This is a genomic window from Haladaptatus sp. HS23 (assembly GCF_056892285.1).
Genome location: NZ_JBXGLH010000018.1, coordinates 1 through 15,807, shown reverse-complemented (window position 1 = coordinate 15,807; position 15,807 = coordinate 1). Strand labels below are relative to the sequence as shown.

At 52.8% G+C, this 15,807-nt stretch carries 18 protein-coding genes; 15 read left to right on the top strand and 3 right to left on the bottom strand.

The window, feature by feature from the left end; all coding sequences use genetic code 11:
* Positions 1–13 precede the first annotated feature (13 nt).
* The 10 genes from AC1XDK_RS27025 (at position 14) to AC1XDK_RS26980 (ending at position 8,358) form a co-directional block, all read left to right on the top strand.
* Positions 14–181: a DUF1931 domain-containing protein gene (locus AC1XDK_RS27025; RefSeq protein WP_483353120.1), complete on the top strand. Its 168-nt coding sequence runs from the start codon at positions 14–16 to the stop codon at positions 179–181.
* An 830-nt stretch (positions 182–1,011) separates the two neighbouring features.
* Positions 1,012–1,155: a DUF8139 family protein gene (locus AC1XDK_RS27020; RefSeq protein ID WP_483353119.1), complete on the top strand. Its 144-nt coding sequence runs from the start codon at positions 1,012–1,014 to the stop codon at positions 1,153–1,155.
* A gap of 59 nt (positions 1,156–1,214) precedes the next feature.
* Positions 1,215–1,388, top strand: coding sequence for a hypothetical protein (locus tag AC1XDK_RS27015; RefSeq protein ID WP_483353118.1), 174 nt, complete (start codon positions 1,215–1,217; stop codon positions 1,386–1,388).
* A 221-nt stretch (positions 1,389–1,609) separates the two neighbouring features.
* Positions 1,610–1,903, top strand: coding sequence for a GYD domain-containing protein (locus AC1XDK_RS27010; RefSeq protein ID WP_483353117.1), 294 nt, complete (start codon positions 1,610–1,612; stop codon positions 1,901–1,903).
* 586 nt (positions 1,904–2,489) lie between these two features.
* Positions 2,490–3,023, top strand: a complete 534-nt coding sequence (locus AC1XDK_RS27005; protein ID WP_483353116.1) for a hypothetical protein — start codon at positions 2,490–2,492, stop codon at positions 3,021–3,023.
* A gap of 620 nt (positions 3,024–3,643) precedes the next feature.
* Complete coding sequence (locus tag AC1XDK_RS27000) at positions 3,644–4,768, top strand: MBL fold metallo-hydrolase (RefSeq protein WP_483353115.1); 1,125 nt, start codon at positions 3,644–3,646, stop codon at positions 4,766–4,768.
* A gap of 17 nt (positions 4,769–4,785) precedes the next feature.
* On the top strand, positions 4,786–6,063 hold the full coding sequence (locus AC1XDK_RS26995; RefSeq protein WP_483353114.1) for an MFS transporter: 1,278 nt from the start codon (positions 4,786–4,788) through the stop codon (positions 6,061–6,063).
* A complete protein-coding gene (locus AC1XDK_RS26990) occupies positions 6,063–6,299 on the top strand; it encodes an SWIM zinc finger family protein (RefSeq protein ID WP_483353113.1) in 237 nt (78 codons plus the stop codon). Before AC1XDK_RS26995 ends, AC1XDK_RS26990 begins: the two co-directional genes overlap by 1 nt.
* A 136-nt stretch (positions 6,300–6,435) precedes the next feature.
* The gene (locus AC1XDK_RS26985) at positions 6,436–7,920 is read left to right on the top strand and encodes a glycosyltransferase family 39 protein (RefSeq protein ID WP_483353112.1); all 1,485 of its coding nucleotides are present in this window, start codon (positions 6,436–6,438) and stop codon (positions 7,918–7,920) included.
* Positions 7,921–8,001: 81 nt separating this feature from the next.
* A complete protein-coding gene (locus tag AC1XDK_RS26980; protein ID WP_483353111.1) occupies positions 8,002–8,358 on the top strand; it encodes an ArsR family transcriptional regulator in 357 nt (118 codons plus the stop codon).
* A gap of 447 nt (positions 8,359–8,805) precedes the next feature.
* On the opposite strand, the gene AC1XDK_RS26975 is transcribed toward AC1XDK_RS26980, so the two are convergent.
* Positions 8,806–9,051, bottom strand: a complete 246-nt coding sequence (locus AC1XDK_RS26975; protein ID WP_483353110.1) for a hypothetical protein — start codon at positions 9,049–9,051, stop codon at positions 8,806–8,808.
* A 267-nt stretch (positions 9,052–9,318) separates the two neighbouring features.
* Here AC1XDK_RS26975 and AC1XDK_RS26970 point away from each other — a divergent pair, with 267 nt between their 5' ends.
* The 5 genes from AC1XDK_RS26970 to AC1XDK_RS26950 are packed head-to-tail and all read left to right on the top strand — an operon-like array spanning position 9,319 to position 14,014.
* A complete protein-coding gene (locus AC1XDK_RS26970) occupies positions 9,319–10,548 on the top strand; it encodes an ABC transporter substrate-binding protein (protein WP_483353109.1) in 1,230 nt (409 codons plus the stop codon).
* Between the two features lie 9 nt (positions 10,549–10,557).
* A complete protein-coding gene (locus tag AC1XDK_RS26965; RefSeq protein ID WP_483353108.1) occupies positions 10,558–11,418 on the top strand; it encodes a branched-chain amino acid ABC transporter permease in 861 nt (286 codons plus the stop codon).
* A gap of 4 nt (positions 11,419–11,422) precedes the next feature.
* The gene (locus AC1XDK_RS26960) at positions 11,423–12,565 is read left to right on the top strand and encodes a branched-chain amino acid ABC transporter permease (protein ID WP_483353107.1); all 1,143 of its coding nucleotides are present in this window, start codon (positions 11,423–11,425) and stop codon (positions 12,563–12,565) included.
* Positions 12,555–13,313: an ABC transporter ATP-binding protein gene (locus tag AC1XDK_RS26955; protein ID WP_483353106.1), complete on the top strand. Its 759-nt coding sequence runs from the start codon at positions 12,555–12,557 to the stop codon at positions 13,311–13,313. Before AC1XDK_RS26960 ends, AC1XDK_RS26955 begins: the two co-directional genes overlap by 11 nt.
* On the top strand, positions 13,310–14,014 hold the full coding sequence (locus AC1XDK_RS26950; RefSeq protein ID WP_483353105.1) for an ABC transporter ATP-binding protein: 705 nt from the start codon (positions 13,310–13,312) through the stop codon (positions 14,012–14,014). Before AC1XDK_RS26955 ends, AC1XDK_RS26950 begins: the two co-directional genes overlap by 4 nt.
* Positions 14,015–14,197: 183 nt before the next feature.
* Here the strand turns inward: AC1XDK_RS26950 and AC1XDK_RS26945 are convergent, their stop codons facing one another.
* Together AC1XDK_RS26945 and AC1XDK_RS26940 are read right to left on the bottom strand one after the other, a co-directional pair.
* Entirely contained in the window at positions 14,198–14,422 is a 225-nt protein-coding gene (locus AC1XDK_RS26945) for a hypothetical protein (RefSeq protein WP_483353104.1), read from the bottom strand.
* A 72-nt stretch (positions 14,423–14,494) separates the two neighbouring features.
* Positions 14,495–15,301, bottom strand: coding sequence for a diadenylate cyclase domain-containing protein (locus tag AC1XDK_RS26940; protein ID WP_483353103.1), 807 nt, complete (start codon positions 15,299–15,301; stop codon positions 14,495–14,497).
* Positions 15,302–15,807: the final 506 nt, after the last annotated feature.

The following is a 15,807-nucleotide window of genomic DNA, read 5'->3' as shown; positions in this document are numbered from 1 at the left end:
TCAGAACGCTTGTATGGCTGATTTGATTGTCAAAGCAGCAGTGAAAGGACAGCTCGAAGGACACAATGTGGCGAGTGACTTCTACGATGCACTCGACGACGAAGTCGCTTCAGTCCTCGAAGACGCCGCCCGACGGGCTGAAGAAAACGATCGTAAAACCGTCCAAGCACGCGATTTGTAGCTGCTCATTGCCTCTCTTAATCCCTGGTATTGAACCTGTTACCGACAGGGCTTGTTGAACGCCAGCTTCCAATGAGTCACCTCGCTCCGATTCTTACTCATTAGTTGCTTGATGATATTCACGTAGTTTTGTTTATGGTGATTGATGGCTCACACAAATTCTACATAATAATACCATATAATTATTAGGGTTGCTGTTGTACTACTCCTTTGAGTACAAATCCATGCCCATCCCATATTACCCATCCGACGAGCCCGAGGAGGTGCCTGACCCAGACATTGATGGAATCATCCAGCGCATCCTTCATCCGAAGGGACGACGATCGCCGCCTCCGGCCAGTATCTGACTCCATACGATCCATGATAGATCCACAAGCAGCATTACGTAGTGGTGTGTGTTGATTTTCGGCTGTCCAGTTTTGTAGCTAACCAACGATACGCACGCGCACAGAGGCTTAGGCGGGGCTATCGAGGCCATCGAGTTGCAGCCCCTGGCAATTCCTGACAATCTCGGTAGGAAAAAAGTCCCTTGGGTCAGTCTCTTTCGAGCAAAAACAACGTTCGCAGATGGCGGCTTTGTGTTCTGGTCCGTCCGGGGTCGTCAGGGTGACTTCAAGGTCGGCTGGCTGCTTGCAGCGGACACATTCAGGCATCGTTCGCGGTGTCACACCTGTCCGCCTTAACTCTGCGGGCGGCCATCCGAAAGTTAGTATACTAACCAATGTCGGGGAGTGAGGTTATCCGTGGGAATACTCGCACCAGGTCTGATGATATCTTAGATGTCAGCAGCGTCGATCTGGTAAATATCATGTAGAAGTCACAGTTGAATAGGTGATAAGATACCCGAAGATAAGAGCAGAAGCACACTCCACTACCACGGACGTCCTGCAGGACACTCTCGGAGACGAAACTGGGCGCGAACTCGACTCTTACAGCTACCGCATCGAAACCGATGGTGAGGAAATCGATATCTGATTCCAGCATCGCGACTTGGTACCTGCAACACAGTAACCAATTATCGATACCCCACTGCAATGGGCAATAACGAACGCAAACCAACGTGGCCACAAATCCGAGATGCACTCGAAGTCAACGAGGGTCGCCTTTGCAGTGCGTGGCTCACGGGACGTTTTGTGAACCCGATGAAGGAAGTCACACGAGAGAGCGACGTTGATGTTGTCCTCGCATTCGAGACCGGCGAGGAATAAAATGAATTCCGCCTTGTTGGTACTATTGGGCAATGATCGGTTTCAGGTGTCGTGCTGAATAGAGAGTGCGTTTCTCGCACTGGGAGCAGTGGTAATCGCTCATACCTCTATTAACTGTGTGAATACTTAACGTGGGTCCCCCCGTAATAGGACAGAGCGTTCATGACGTAGTGGGTCGGGGCGGTAGCAGAAGAAGTGCGATTAACGCGAGGGGAAAAACAATGCCAACGTACATCATCCTGTTTAATTACACCGAACAAGGAATAGAAAACATAAAGGATAGTCCAGACCGCTACGACGCGTTCATTGAACTCGTCGAATCAGTGGGTGGCGAAGAACAAGGGGTCTACCTCACGATGGGTGCATACGACCTCGTGTCCATCTGTGAGTTCCCAGACGACGACGCCGCAGGGAAGGCGGTACTTAAAGTAGGTCAGCTTGGAAATGTTACCTCAGAAACATTGAAAGCGTGGCCAGATGACGACTATCGTGAGTTGATCGCGAACCTCCCCTGACTCCACGCTTCATCGACCCTACTCTTTCTGTCGAATAGACCGTGGCCTTCGTGCTGCGTTCATCCGCTGTATTAAGCACGCGCTTCGTATCCTCTGTCGAGAGTTTCAACAGAGCCATGAATTCGGACATGATGGATGCTCTCCGAAGACAATCAAGGTCGGGGGTATTACCCGCGAATTAGATCTCATCATCGGTGGTCCTGAGAGTGATTATGATGATGGTGAGAGTGAATTGCTCTACGTCCCAACGAGGAATACAAATGATTCACTTAATCGAGACCGTATGTAGATCACGCTCTGAATGGCTTCTTTTGTTTGAGAGTGCTACCCTCCCACTATATTGCGACCACCCATACCAACGAACGATTGCTATTCTATTCGAACCTAGATGACCCGACGCGCCTTGGGTCTCTTCTTTCGAATCTCTCCTTCCTCTGCAAGCCCATTCAACACCTCATACGCCGTCCGACGTGGCCACCCAAGCCCCTCCACAATCTTACTTGTCATGTAGAATTCAAACGATTTCATGACTTCGAGTACATTTGCGCACTAAAGATTTTTCACCTGACGTTTGTATTGGTCTGCTGTGGGTAGTTTCAGGACGAAGCGAGGGAGGTGTTACATCTCCGAAAGTGAGCTGCGACTCGAGGAGAGCTACATTGACCAATTGAAACACTACTATGAGGAAGCGAAGTCCTCGACCCGTGGACTCGTTCTCACCGGTTTGATGATCGTCTACGTGGTTTGGATGGCCAATTACATCCTATTCGATAGACGAGAGCTCTTCCCGTACTTTTTGGGGTTCTTTGTGCTTATCGCCGTTCTCGCCTATGTCGTGGATCACCTCCGAGGATTCCGACGAGTTGACACCCTCCCCCTCGATTCGATTATTGCTATTGAGGTCATTGAAGGCTCATGGTGGACACATGCTCGATTCATCATAGAGTACCAGAACGGCGGTCATATCAATAAACGACGTATCCGACTCCCCTCCAGATACTTTGCATTCACTGAACAAGAGTTCGAACACGCAAAGGAGCTGTTTCGTTCACACGATATTCCCCTTACTGGCGATGTCGATCAGTCCGATGACACTCAGCCGTCTCCGGTAAAACAATAACGAAGATGAAGCTGTCTTGCTGAAAACGCTAGTCTTCGAGGTTGGCAACGTGCGCTGCAACAGCCGTAAGGCTCTCGGCTGCAACACCATTTTCTCGCGCTTCAACCCGCTCACGGGCACTCTGGATGTACTCCCGAGCGTCGACGTGTGCGGATTCGTTCTTACTAATACTACTAACTCGGAACTGAGGAACCATAACGATTGGGTCACAATCGACTTGCGAAGACGCGCTTCCCGTCGGAGGACGAAGCCGATGCCGAACCCGACAACTGCGACTGTGACGGTCTCGGTGGCTTCCCGTGCTGGCCGTGTGTAAGAACGGGACGGACAGAACTGCCGAACTATCCACCGCTTCAGCCCTATCCATGGCACGCCAATTGACGTTTTCAGAGATCACCGACCAGCGAACGCTCAGGGCAGATCCTGGGATAGTTGTGGGTCGTATTTGAAATACTGAGTGGCTGTTTGAGGAGATGAGATACCTCATGGTTGAGAGATAAAGGTAATGTCTATACTCACGTGTGTAGTGGCTGCCTTTTGGGCGTCGAATATTTACTATCACTTCACAAGCACCCGCATCCAACGGATTTAAGGGATAGTGTCCCATAGTATTGGGCACAGTGAGCAATACCAAATTCGACCCATCCGAGATTGCGCGGCGTGTACAGGACGATGACGCCGAAGAGCTGTTCGTTCTCGACGTCCGTCGCGAAGAGGACTTCGAAGAATGGAAGATTCCGGGAAGTGCGAACGTGCCAGTCTACGACGAACTTCTCGAGTACGATTACTCCACGCTCGAAGATCACCTCGACGAACTTCCTGAGGACGAAGAGATAGCAGTCGTCTGCGTTGCTGGCATTACGTCCGCTCGCGCGGCCGAGTTCCTCCGCGAACATGGGTACGACGCCGAATCCATCGACAATGGAATGAACGGCTGGGGGCGCGTCCACCGCCAGTATGACCTGGGAGCAGCTGATGGCGTTATTCAGACCATTCGTCCTGGGACGGGATGTGTCTCCTATCTCGTTCACGATGATGACGAAGCGGTCGTCGTCGATCCAACCCAATACATGGAGGAGTATCTGGCCATCGCTGACGAAAACGACCTTGAGATCGTCGGCGTTGCAGACACACACGCACACGCCGACCACGTCTCCGGCGCTCGTCGCCTCGCTGGCGAACTCGACGTTCCGTACTACCTCCACGGTGAGGATACAGGAGAACTCGATGGTGTAACCAAACTCACAGACGATGACACGATCTCTGTCGGTGACCGAACACTCGATGTCATCTATACACCTGGCCACACGCCCGGTAGCGTCTCTTTCGAGTACGGAGACGTGCTTCTCTCCGGGGACACCCTGTTCCTCCGAAGCGTTGGTCGCCCCGACCTCGAAGATAGCTCCGAAGATGCCGTCCGTGAAGCTGCGAGCAAGCTATTCGACAGCCTCGACCGTCTCACCAACTATAACGATGGAACGCTCGTCCTCCCCGGGCACTTCAGTGACGAGATGGTTCGTCCACTTGCCACCGATCTTGGTGAGCTCCAAGAAGAAACGACGAACGAACTCCTAAGCTACGTTGAGGTAGACGACGAGACCGCGTTCGTCGAAACTATCGTCGACAGTCTGGCCGACGAACCTGCGAACTATAACGAGATCAAGCAGATCAATTGGGGGAAAGAACAGCCCGGTGGCGACGTTGAATCCCTCGAACTCGGCCCGAACAACTGCGCGGCAAACTAATCACTAAGCCTTTTTCTATGACTTATAGGCAAGGTATTCGACGAAATTGGCCGCAATTTGCACTCCAACTCCTCATCGTGTTTGCTGTCGGATTGACGATCGGTACCGAGCGGAACATTGTCCCCGTCCTTGGACGGGATATTTTAGGTGTCGAATCGATACTCGTCATCGGATCGTTCGTAGTGAGTTTTGGCTTCGTCAAAGCGTTGCTTAACCTCTACGGTGGGAAGTGGTCGGAATCGTATGGTCGCAAGCCGATTCTCATCGGTGGGTGGCTCGTTGCACTACCCATTCCTGTTATCCTGATCTATGCTCCAAACTGGTGGTGGATCACGCTCGGGAACGTTCTCCTCGGTGTTAATCAGGGACTTACTTGGAGTATGAGCGTCAATGCGAAGATCGATCTCGCCGGAAGCGATGCCCGTGGGCTGGCCGTCGGGCTTGACGAAGCATTTGGGTACGGCGGGGTCGCCATCGGTGCATGGGTCACGGGCATCATCGCTGCACAATACGGACTTCGACCCGCTCCCTTCTACTTCCTTGCAGGTGTTATCGTATTCGCGCTCATTATCTCGGTTCTGTCTGTGAAGGAGACGCTTCCCTATGCAGAAGCCGAAGCTGAGAATCAGACTAGCGAGACGGACGCTGAGCTTCCGTTTCGATCGATACTGAAACGTGCTACATGGGGTGATAAGACATTGTTCGCAGCATCGCAGGCGGGAAGCGTCGAGAAATTCGTCGATGCGCTGGTCTGGATCGCATATCCCCTCTACCTGACGACTGCTGGATTGTCGGTTGTGGAAGTTGGAACCGTTATCGGTGTCTACGGAGGTGTCTGGGGCGTTCTTCAATTATACACTGGGAAGCTCGCAGATGACATTGGTCGGCGTCCACCCGTCGTGACTGGAATGTTCATTGCCGGAATCGGTGTGCTCGCGACAGTAGTCGTCGACGGCTATTGGTTCTGGCTCATAACCGCCAGTGTGACCGGTGTCGGAATGGCGCTTCTCTATCCCAACCTGATTACTGTCGTGGGTGACGCTGCTCACCCATCGTGGCGAGCGACTGGCCTTGGCGTGTATCGGATGTGGCGTGACGCGGGGTATGGATTCGGAGCCATCGTAATCGGCCTAACAGCTGATCTTGTCTCAATGGAGGCTGCGTTCTATCTCGTGGCGATCGCGATGTTCGTCTCAGGAGGTATTACACTCGGGTGGATGCGAGAGACACATCCTGAACAGGATGCGGATGTGGGCTCAAAAACCCAGATACCTGAATCCTCTATCGACAATTGATGGCCTGCACGTGTCCTCACAACGTCCACCGCACCGCCTTCTGCAAGCACATGGCCGCCGTCAAGAATGTGACCGACGACGGGACGCTCAAAGTCTTCTCATCGGAGGACAAAGCTGATGCCGAACCCGAAGACTGCGACTGTGACGGCCTGAATGGATTCCCGTGTTGGCCATGCGTGAGAAAAGGCGGACGGAACTGCCGAACGAACCACCGCTTCAGTCTTATTTCTAGGTGACTCAAGACGGGAAAGCGCAGTTAGACTTGTTGTAGTACCCGTCAAAGCAATCAACAAGTCCATAATTAATCTGTGGAATGTCTATTACGATGAAGAACAGGGGATTGATAATCGTATACCTGTAAACTATTCCTGAATGAATCTTGGCGATCTACACGCTGACTTACAGTATTCTGACTATTATCAGATCTTATTCATTTCACTGACTGTCGGATTGGGCGGCATTCTACGGGTTCATACGATCGGCTTCGACAGCTTCTGGTTGGATGAGGCGATTACAATGTACTTCATCCACACCATGACGTTCCCGGAACTCGTTACTGAACTCCCAAAAGCTCAACCTCACCTTCCGCTGTACTATATACTGCTGAAAGCGTGGATTTCCGTTAGTGGAACCGAAGAGGGGGCGGTGCGGATGTTGTCCGCAGCGTTTAGCATCGCTTCGATTCCAGTTCTCTATGCGCTCGGAAAGCGCCTGTATGGGTTTCAAGTAGGTGCAATTGCGGCGCTGATGCTGACGGTAAGCCCTTTCCAGATCTATTTTGCGCAGGAAGCGCGAATGTATTCGCTTCTCGCTTTTCTCACCGTCGCATCGTATTACTGCTTACTCCGCTATTTGACCTCGAAGCAAAACAAGGAGATGGCTCTCTACATCATTTCGGCTATCCTTCTCGCATACACCCACGTGTTTGGATTCTTCGTTATTGGGTCGCAAATCCTCTACCTCCTCTGGGGTGAGTGGACGGGCACCGCAAACTGGCGGTCTTATATCCGAGAAGTGGGAAGAATAGCCATCCCGGTGGGAATCGGAGCTGCACCAGCTGTTGGAATGATTGCCGCGAAAGTGTTCATCCCGCATTCCTATGGGAGTGGGAGTCAGGTACAGCATATTCCTGCGCCACCAAATTGGCATGATATCATCTCCGCATACACCCATTTCACGGTGCGACATCCTCACCCACCGATGAGTATTGCTGTTCAGGTCGGGCTTCTCATCGGCATTGGTGGCGCGTTGTTCGTCCCGTCTTCCCTTCTCTCGCGGAAAAAATCAGTATTCCTTTGGAGTTGGTTGTTGGTCCCTACTTGCTTGGCAATCGTTCTCTCCTATCTCATCCAACCGATATTCTTTCCCAAATATTTGATCGGATGTTCTATTGCGCTATATCTGCTCTTTGCTCGTGGTGCTGCACTCATCCCACGACCCAACGTACGGACAGTACTGCTCGCGATTATCCTGCTCAACGCCGTCGCTTTGAATAGTTTTCAGTTTACAAATCACCAGAAACGGGAATTTGAATCCGCTGCCAAGTTCGTCGATCAAGGCTATTCGCCTGATGATCTGATTATCGTTGACAAACGAAAGTCGTCGTCACCGTTCGGATATTACTTCGATCGAGCCGGGATGCCGACAGTTGGTGATATTACAGGATCGCTCCGTCCCGCGATTCGGAAGCAAGTCAGGAGTGTCGACACGGTATGGGTCGTATTTTCGTCCTCAAAACGATCACATCGACGGAAAGTTCTCCGAATGGTACGTCGGACACATAACCGCGCAGCCATCAAACACTTCGCTGGTATCACAGCGTATCGTTTCGCCGAAGAGCCGAGTCATATGGTATAATAGAAGGGTCAGCTTCGAGTCGGGCAGACACCTTCAAGACGTATACACACGCTTTCCCTTCCGTGGCTTCAACAGGGACCTATGGTTCACCGAAGCGGGGGAATCGTGAACGCTGAACGCCTCTCATCAGAACTCTCACTGAACGACGTACTGGACGTGCTCGCGAACAGGTATCGACGCTGGCTCCTTCTTGCCTTGATCGACCAGAATGCTCAGGACGACGATACACGGGTTCCCGACGACGTCACCATCGAGGACGAGGATTTAAATCTCCCCAAAATTCAGATGGTTCACGCCCACTTACCGAAGCTCGAGGACATGGGGTTGATTGAATGGAACCGGGATAGCAACGAGGTGAAGAAAGGTCCCCAGTTCGAGGACATCCGGCCGCTGCTTGAGTCGATGCCCGACCACGCCGACGAACTCCCCGACGACTAGCTCTGGGTCCTGTCAGCGAGTTCGACTGGAACTCCGGATCGTGCTGTCACGTGGCCGCATCCGTGACAGACCGACCCGCCAGTTCAGCCATACCGGACAGGGAGAGGTGATGTCGCCGTCCGTGCTGAATCCATCCTCTTCATCTAGCACACCGTTTCTAACCAGTGATTGGACGGTGTCTCCCAACTGCTGACTGGTTACTCTGGAACACGTCAGCACGTTCTCACTCATCCCGTTCTCGACTGTCGTTATTGAGAGTAATCAATTATAACGTTGTAATAGAGGAGGATCGCGAGAGCGACCCCCTCTGTTTCGCAGAAATAGACGCACTCCACCATACCCAACACACTACTACCACTATGTGTCACCGGCAATGCGGTGTGACTCTCGTGTGGTGGCGTAGTTCGAAAGGGGGTTCTGCGAACCCCCGTGAGTACAACGCTCTAATCAGCGCCCTCCGTTCCCTCCCGCGTTAGCTTCGTGGGCGCGCATCCACCCAGCGAGGTCGGGGTGGGCGAACGTGATCTCGATGTGATGACCACCAACGCCCATCGCATCGTCGACTGACACCGTCCGCGATTCCTTGTAGCTCACACCGGGCACACGTTCGGCTATCTCCTCCATCACCCGATAGCCGTCGTTCTTTGCGTTGACGAAGTCTTCTGGGAAGACTGCTGATGAAGACGAGTACAAGTATCGGGGGCAAGATATCGTCGTTAGTTAGCTAGAGGAAACTCATGAAGACGCCGATATTCAGAACCAAAAAATTGCGATCAATCTTGGATTGACCATTTGATGCTTGTTATCGACCCGCACATTTAATATGGATCTTTTCGATAGTCCGGGTACACCATGGTTAACAATGGTAATCAAAAGTCATCAAAACGTACCCACAATAAAGATAAAAAGGGGTTAATAGAAACAAGTACTATTCCCAACTCGGCAACACGACGGTCATTGTTGAAGGCGACGAGCGCCGCAGGTATTGCCGGCCTTGCAGGATGTTTGGGAAGCAGCGGTGGTGGCCCGACGGGGACAGTGAAGATTGGCGTACTTGCTCCTGAACCGACGAAAAACCCTATCGGTAAGTCCATTGCAGGGGGAGCCAAGCTGGCCGAAACACAACTCAACGAGGACGGTGGTGTGAGCGGGAAGGACGTAGAGGTCATAATCAAGGACACCAAGGAAGATCCATCAACGGGGAAATCGAAATATCAGGAGCTTACCGTGGGCGAAAGCGTCGATTTCACGACTGGAGTATTCACCAGCGAGGTTCTCTTGAATATCATGGACTCGATCGCAGAGCAAAAGACCGTCCATATGGGGTCCGGTGCGGCTACACCTGAGGCGACCACGATGGTCAAGGACGATTATGAAAAGTACAAATATTTCTTTCGAACTGGCCCAGTAAATTCACACTACCTCGGCGTGAACATGGTCGACTTCGCGAAAGCGCAGTTCGGCTCGATGGGATGGAAATCCGTGGCTATACTCGCGGAGGATTATGCGTGGACCAAACCCGTTACGAAGGTTCTCACCGAACAACTTTCGGGGACTGGCGTTGACGTTCCGGTCAGTAAACGGTACGCAAGCGGAACAAAGGATTTCTCACCCATCTACGATGACATCGAGAATTCCGGTGCCGACGCCGCATTTGTCGTCATGGCCCATACAGGGACGGCCGCAGTTGTTCAATGGGCGAAGCAACAACGTCCGTTTGAGTTCGGCGGTATCCACGTCCCCATGCAGTTTCCCTCTTATTACGGCTCGGTAAATGGTGCCTGTCAGTATGCAATCACCCAGAACTCGGCTACTCCACAATCGAAAATCACCAAGAAGACGGTCCCGTTCTCGGAAAGTTACAAGGAAGCGAACGGCAAGTATCCCGTGTATACGGGATATATCACATTTGATGCGATCAAGCAATATGCAGCAGCCGTCGAAGCTGCTGATTCGCGGAAAGCCACAGACGTCATCCCCGAGATCGAATCATCGACGTTCACGGGAACGACAGGCACGCTGAAGTACTACGGAAAGAACGAAACGTATCCTCACGATGTGGTGTATGGGAAAGACACCGTATGGCCAGTTTGGCTTCAGTGGCAGAAAAAGAGCGGCAACGGTACCCAGCAAGCGATCTGGCCATCCGACATCGCCACGGGGACGTACAAAAAACCGCCATGGATGTGATTTGTCGCCATGTCCGGACTACTCAACACCGTCGTCAACGCGACACTCATCAGCGCGCTCTATGCCCTCGTCGCCATTGGGTTCACGCTCATCTTCGGCGTCGGCGGCGTTCTCAACCTCAGTCACGGTGCGATAATCACTATTGGCGCGTTCATGGCGTACTTCGTCACAGGGGTACTCGGCGCCAACATTTGGGTCGCTACGCTCGCCGCTCTGGTCGTCTCAGGTACGTTCGCAGCCATGCTGTACCTCGTGTTGATCCGACGTGTACAACACGACCCCATCACAGTGATGATACTCACGCTCGTGACCGCTATCATCGTCGAAGAAGCCGTCAAGATACTCGTCGGAACGCAACCGCGGGCCATTCCATCCCTTCTCGGCGGTCATCTCGCGGTTCTGGGCGGTATTCAATTGAACCGAGTGTTGGCGTTCACACTCTCGTGGGTCGTCATCGGCGCCCTTTTCCTGACCGTAAACTACTCCCGAACAGGCAAAGCGATAATCGCGACCAGCATGTCGACGCGTGGGGCATCGCTCGTCGGGATCGAAACCAACCGGATGTACCTCTTTACCTGGGCAATCGCTGGCGCGCTCGCTGGACTTGCGGGAGTGTTCCTCGGATCGATCCAGACCGCCGGATGGGCGATGGGCAGAGGACCGCTCGTCCTCTCGTTCTCCATCGTCGTTCTCGGGGGTATCGGTTCCATTCGGGGGAGTCTCATCGGTGCGTACATCATCGGTTTCTTAGAGGTGTTCACGGTTTCGTACGTGGATTCGAGTCTCAGTGGGTTGGCATCGCTAGTCGTTCTCGTCGTCATCCTACTCGTGAAACCCGAGGGCCTGTTCGGCCGGGAGTTGGTGGAGTGATACCATGAGTGAAGACGTTCAACGCTCAAACGGATTCGATATCGTGTCGCTCGCTCCTCGATACAAACTTGGAATCGCCGCACTCGTCTTATTGGCCCTCGCACCGTTCTGGCTCCGGAGTCTCCTCGGCGAGGGACGTGGCCTTCTTGGGGTCGTCACGCTGACGACTGCGATCTTCTTTGCCATGTTTGCCATGAGTTGGGACGTTGTTTCAGGTTACACGGGACAGATCAGCTTCGGTCATGCTCTTTTCTTTGGAGTTGGCGGCTATGGCTCCGCTCTATTGAACCTCGAATTGGGTGTCCCACCGATTGCGGCGGTTCTGTTAGGAACCGCACTCGCAGCACTGGCAGGAATTCTCATTGGCGTCCCTGCACTCCGTCTCGAAGGGCCATATCTTTCGCTCGTCACACTCGTTGCTCCGCTTATCCTCCTCCAGCTGTTCATAGTGTTCAGCGGTACATTCGGTGGCGAGCTCGGGCTTCCAAGTCCGGACCCACTGCTGCCGGTGTCGGGATTTACTGGCCAAACTATCGTGGACTTCTACATTGCATTTGGTGTGTTCGTTCTCATTCTCGGTATTCTACTCTCTGTAACGCGCTCGGATGCTGGTGCGGTTTTCACCGCTATTCGAGAGGACGAGGATGCGGTGGCGGCTGCTGGAATCAATCCATCGAAGTTCAAGATCTTCGCGTTCGTACTCTCCGCGGCAGTTGGTGGGCTTGCCGGCGGCGTCTTCGTCCACACTGTAGGAAAACCTCAACCGAGTCAATTGCTCGTGATGAGCGTCAGCGTCGAAGTCATCATTGCGAGTATCATCGGCGGAATGGGTACTATCACGGGTGCAGCTATTGGCGGACTGTTCTTCAGTCTCTTTCGTGAGTGGCTTTCCGGTGTCACCGCAACCGTTCCCGTGGCAAACGTTCAGATCGCGTCGCTGGATCTCCTGTTGTTTTCGCTCATCACACTCGGCCTCTTGTTCTTCCTCCCTGGTGGCGTCCTTCGCTGGGGGCTTGAACAGGGACGTGACATCGTGAGAGACGAACCGGAACCGGTCGCTGACGGCGGGAAAACCCCGCTCGAACGGACCCTTGATACCTATAGGGACACATTTGACGCTATCGGGGGTGAAGGCGATGAACGCTAAGCATGCACCCTCGGATGGTATCCTTGTCCTCGAAAACCTTCGGAAGGAGTTCGGCGGCCTCACTGCTGTCGACAACCTCTCCATTACCGTAGAGGAAGGCGAGATACTGGGGTTCATCGGGCCGAATGGTGCCGGGAAGTCTACGACGTTCGACTGTGTCACTGGGACGCACACGCCGACGAGCGGGACTGTCTGGTATCGCGGCGAAGATGTAACAGGTGAACCGGCCTACGAAATGGTAAAGCGAGGCTTGGCACGCACGTTCCAATCGTTCCGGCCGCTCAATGACCGGACAGTTCGGGAGAATATCGCCCTCGCACTGGCTCCCAACCGAATATTCTCACTTTCGGGGCTCCGTGGCCAGACACGCACCCGTGCAACCGAAATCTGCAACCGCGTCGGACTCGGCGATCGAGTCGAACAGTTTCCCGACGAACTTCCACACGCCGGGCTGCTCCGACTCGAACTCGCGCGAGCGCTTGCGACCGAACCGGACCTACTCCTCGTGGACGAACCTTTTGCGGGCCTCTCGAGTGGAGAAGTTACCGACCTGTCCCGCCTTCTCCGTTCTCTTCAGGAGGAAGGGATGACACTCGTGATCGTCGACCACAACATGCGTGGCCTCCTCTCGCTTATCGACCGAGCGGTAGTCATCCAGTTCGGTTCGAAGATAGCAGAGGGGACTCCCGACGAGATTCGTGAAAACGAAACCGTTCAGGAAGCGTATCTTGGGAGGACAGCGGTATGAGTGACCTCATTTCTGTCGAGAATACGCACGTCTCCTACGGTGAGGTTGCCGCACTTCGCGGCATCTCCGCAACTGTTTCCGAAGGAGAAATCGTTGGTGTCATTGGACCAAACGGGGCCGGAAAAACCACCCTCGTCGAGACTATTTCCGGGTTTCACGACTACCGAGGACACGTTACCTACCGCGGACAGGAGGTCAAGGACACGTCTTCGTCCGACCTCGTCGCAGCCGGTCTTGTTCACTGCACCGAGAGTCGCGACCTCTTCGGGTATCTATCGGTCGAGGATAATCTTGAACTGGGCGCGTATCGGCGTCGAGACGACGTTGAAAGCCGGCTCGATTTCGTCTATGATCTCTTCCCGACGTTGGCTGACCGCGCTGACCAGAACGCGCGGACAATGAGTGGTGGCGAACAACAAATGCTCGCTATCGGTCGAGCACTCATGGGTAACCCTGATGTACTCATCCTTGATGAGCCGACACTCGGCCTCGCCCCTGTTATTCTCCAAGATATCAGTTCGGGACTCGACTCAATACAGGACTCTGGCGTGACCGTATTGCTCGCCGAACAGAACGTGACGTTCACTATGAACCACGCTGACCGTGTCTACTTGCTGGAAAACGGTACGATAGAGCGCGAAGGTGACCCGGGAGTGCTCCAGGGAGACGAGTACATTCGAACGGCATACCTCGGCGAGTGAGCGATGACGTAAGTCTCGTTCTCGACTCTTTCGTATTCATCATCGAATCGGCGAACTAGAAACCGGTGCCCGATCTTCTCCCGGATCGAACCGGTCGGCTCCACTGCGACTATCCTGGCACAACTGTATGCTGATGTAGGCAAGACGACAGACACCCAAATTGCCGGGCTGCTCCTCAGTAGGCTACTGAGTGACACGGTGGTGCTTCGCTCTCCGCCAACAACCGGGATCGAACCGTGGCCGACCGACTCGCGGAAACGCACAGCTATAGTGTGTTGCGACTTCACGATAGCCTAACTGTGCGCCCATCACATCGTTCGTTTTGGCGACGTTCTTCGCGTGCTCGAGGACGTCGAGATACTTGTATTCGACTTGCTGGCTCTCGGCGCGCTTCTCGCGGAAGTTCACGAGTTCGGTGTTCTGTTCCGAGCGCTGGACCGTCTCGAATATTCTTGGAGTGGTATCGTGAGCCGGTGAAGATCAGTATTGGTTCGGATCGATGTTGAAGATCAAATCTCCATTTTTGAAACCCCGGACACGACTATCTCCCTCACTCAAAACAATCGTGACCGCCTTTGTTTCATCTGTAATCGCGGCTGCTGCGTTGTGCCGTGTCCCCAGTCCTTTTGGAATATCGAGGTTATCAATCGACGGTTCGAGATACTGATAGGCGCTCACGATTTTCCCTGCACCAGAAATAACAAACGCACCGTCAAGGCGTGAGAATTCCTTTAACATCACACTGACGATTGGGTCACCAGCATGAACGTGGGACTGATCAAAGGGATTGAATGAGAGTGAGCGAGATGAGTTCATCACAGTGCCTGCATCGCCGATCGAAAATAGGGCTCCGACTGGTTTTCCTTTCTGTCCACTTTTCCCTAATCCAATCGCTAACTCAAGTATGGCCTTGATCTCCGATTGTTCTGCCCGCGAATGATAAAAGAAATCATAGAGGTTGCTTGTCTTGCTTCGATCAGCGTCAATTCGTGTATATAAATCAGTGCTATCACTAAAGAGCTGTGCAGCACACATTACGGTTTCACTGTCAGCAATATAATCGTGTTCTAGTGCCCCAGCCAATCCAAAACGAAAGAGTTTGGCTGTGTCTTGAAATTCTATGGGTAGTTCAATAAACTGTTCTTCGTCAACGTTGTTCTCTACCCCTACAACGACAGTATTGACGTCGCTTTTCCATTTGTTATATTGTGACTTACTTGGATTAAACAAAAGAGTAGTCTCAACATCTGCTATGAAGTCCTTGCCCGAGTCTTGTAACTGGTTCATTGTGTAACGGTGTGTCTCTGTGTCCAATTAGTGTTCATTCCCTTAGACTCCTCCGACTGTCAAATTAATGTCTTCTCATCTGTGTCGACCTTGTATTTCATGTGGGGTTTTCACCTCATCCAATGCCAACAATCAAGTCTTGGCTCCTTGTAATCGACTCGCGTACGCACGCCAATCGTGAGAACCTGTTCACAGGGATGTTCTATACAAACAAACACTAATGACAGGAAACGACCAGGAGACGAGTGACACCCTATGCTTGAACGCAACTAACCATTGGATTATTTCCAATCCAACTAGTGGCACAGCGAATCACCGCGATACAATTCGACAACGGGGAACACAATATGGGTATACAATCCGCGAGACAAAACATGAAGGTCATGCGGTTTCTCTCACAAAAGAAGCTGTTCGAAACGGTGTTGAGGTGCTATAGTAGACATTAGAAGTAGTTGCTCACTGTTGGAAGAGATAGCTGGTCGAGAGCGGTATCAATCGCCGTGGTT

Coding starts and splice junctions, on each gene's coding strand:
- AC1XDK_RS26955 (WP_483353106.1), top strand. CDS start 12,555: ATGAACGCTAAGCATGCACCCTCGGATGGTATCCTTGTCCTCGAAAAC.
- AC1XDK_RS26995 (WP_483353114.1), top strand. CDS start 4,786: ATGACTTATAGGCAAGGTATTCGACGAAATTGGCCGCAATTTGCACTC.
- AC1XDK_RS26960 (WP_483353107.1), top strand. CDS start 11,423: ATGAGTGAAGACGTTCAACGCTCAAACGGATTCGATATCGTGTCGCTC.
- AC1XDK_RS26940 (WP_483353103.1), bottom strand. CDS start 15,301: ATGAACCAGTTACAAGACTCGGGCAAGGACTTCATAGCAGATGTTGAG.
- AC1XDK_RS26950 (WP_483353105.1), top strand. CDS start 13,310: ATGAGTGACCTCATTTCTGTCGAGAATACGCACGTCTCCTACGGTGAG.
- AC1XDK_RS27015 (WP_483353118.1), top strand. CDS start 1,215: ATGGGCAATAACGAACGCAAACCAACGTGGCCACAAATCCGAGATGCA.
- AC1XDK_RS27025 (WP_483353120.1), top strand. CDS start 14: ATGGCTGATTTGATTGTCAAAGCAGCAGTGAAAGGACAGCTCGAAGGA.
- AC1XDK_RS27010 (WP_483353117.1), top strand. CDS start 1,610: ATGCCAACGTACATCATCCTGTTTAATTACACCGAACAAGGAATAGAA.
- AC1XDK_RS26965 (WP_483353108.1), top strand. CDS start 10,558: ATGTCCGGACTACTCAACACCGTCGTCAACGCGACACTCATCAGCGCG.
- AC1XDK_RS26990 (WP_483353113.1), top strand. CDS start 6,063: ATGGCCTGCACGTGTCCTCACAACGTCCACCGCACCGCCTTCTGCAAG.
- AC1XDK_RS26980 (WP_483353111.1), top strand. CDS start 8,002: ATGGTTCACCGAAGCGGGGGAATCGTGAACGCTGAACGCCTCTCATCA.
- AC1XDK_RS26985 (WP_483353112.1), top strand. CDS start 6,436: ATGAATCTTGGCGATCTACACGCTGACTTACAGTATTCTGACTATTAT.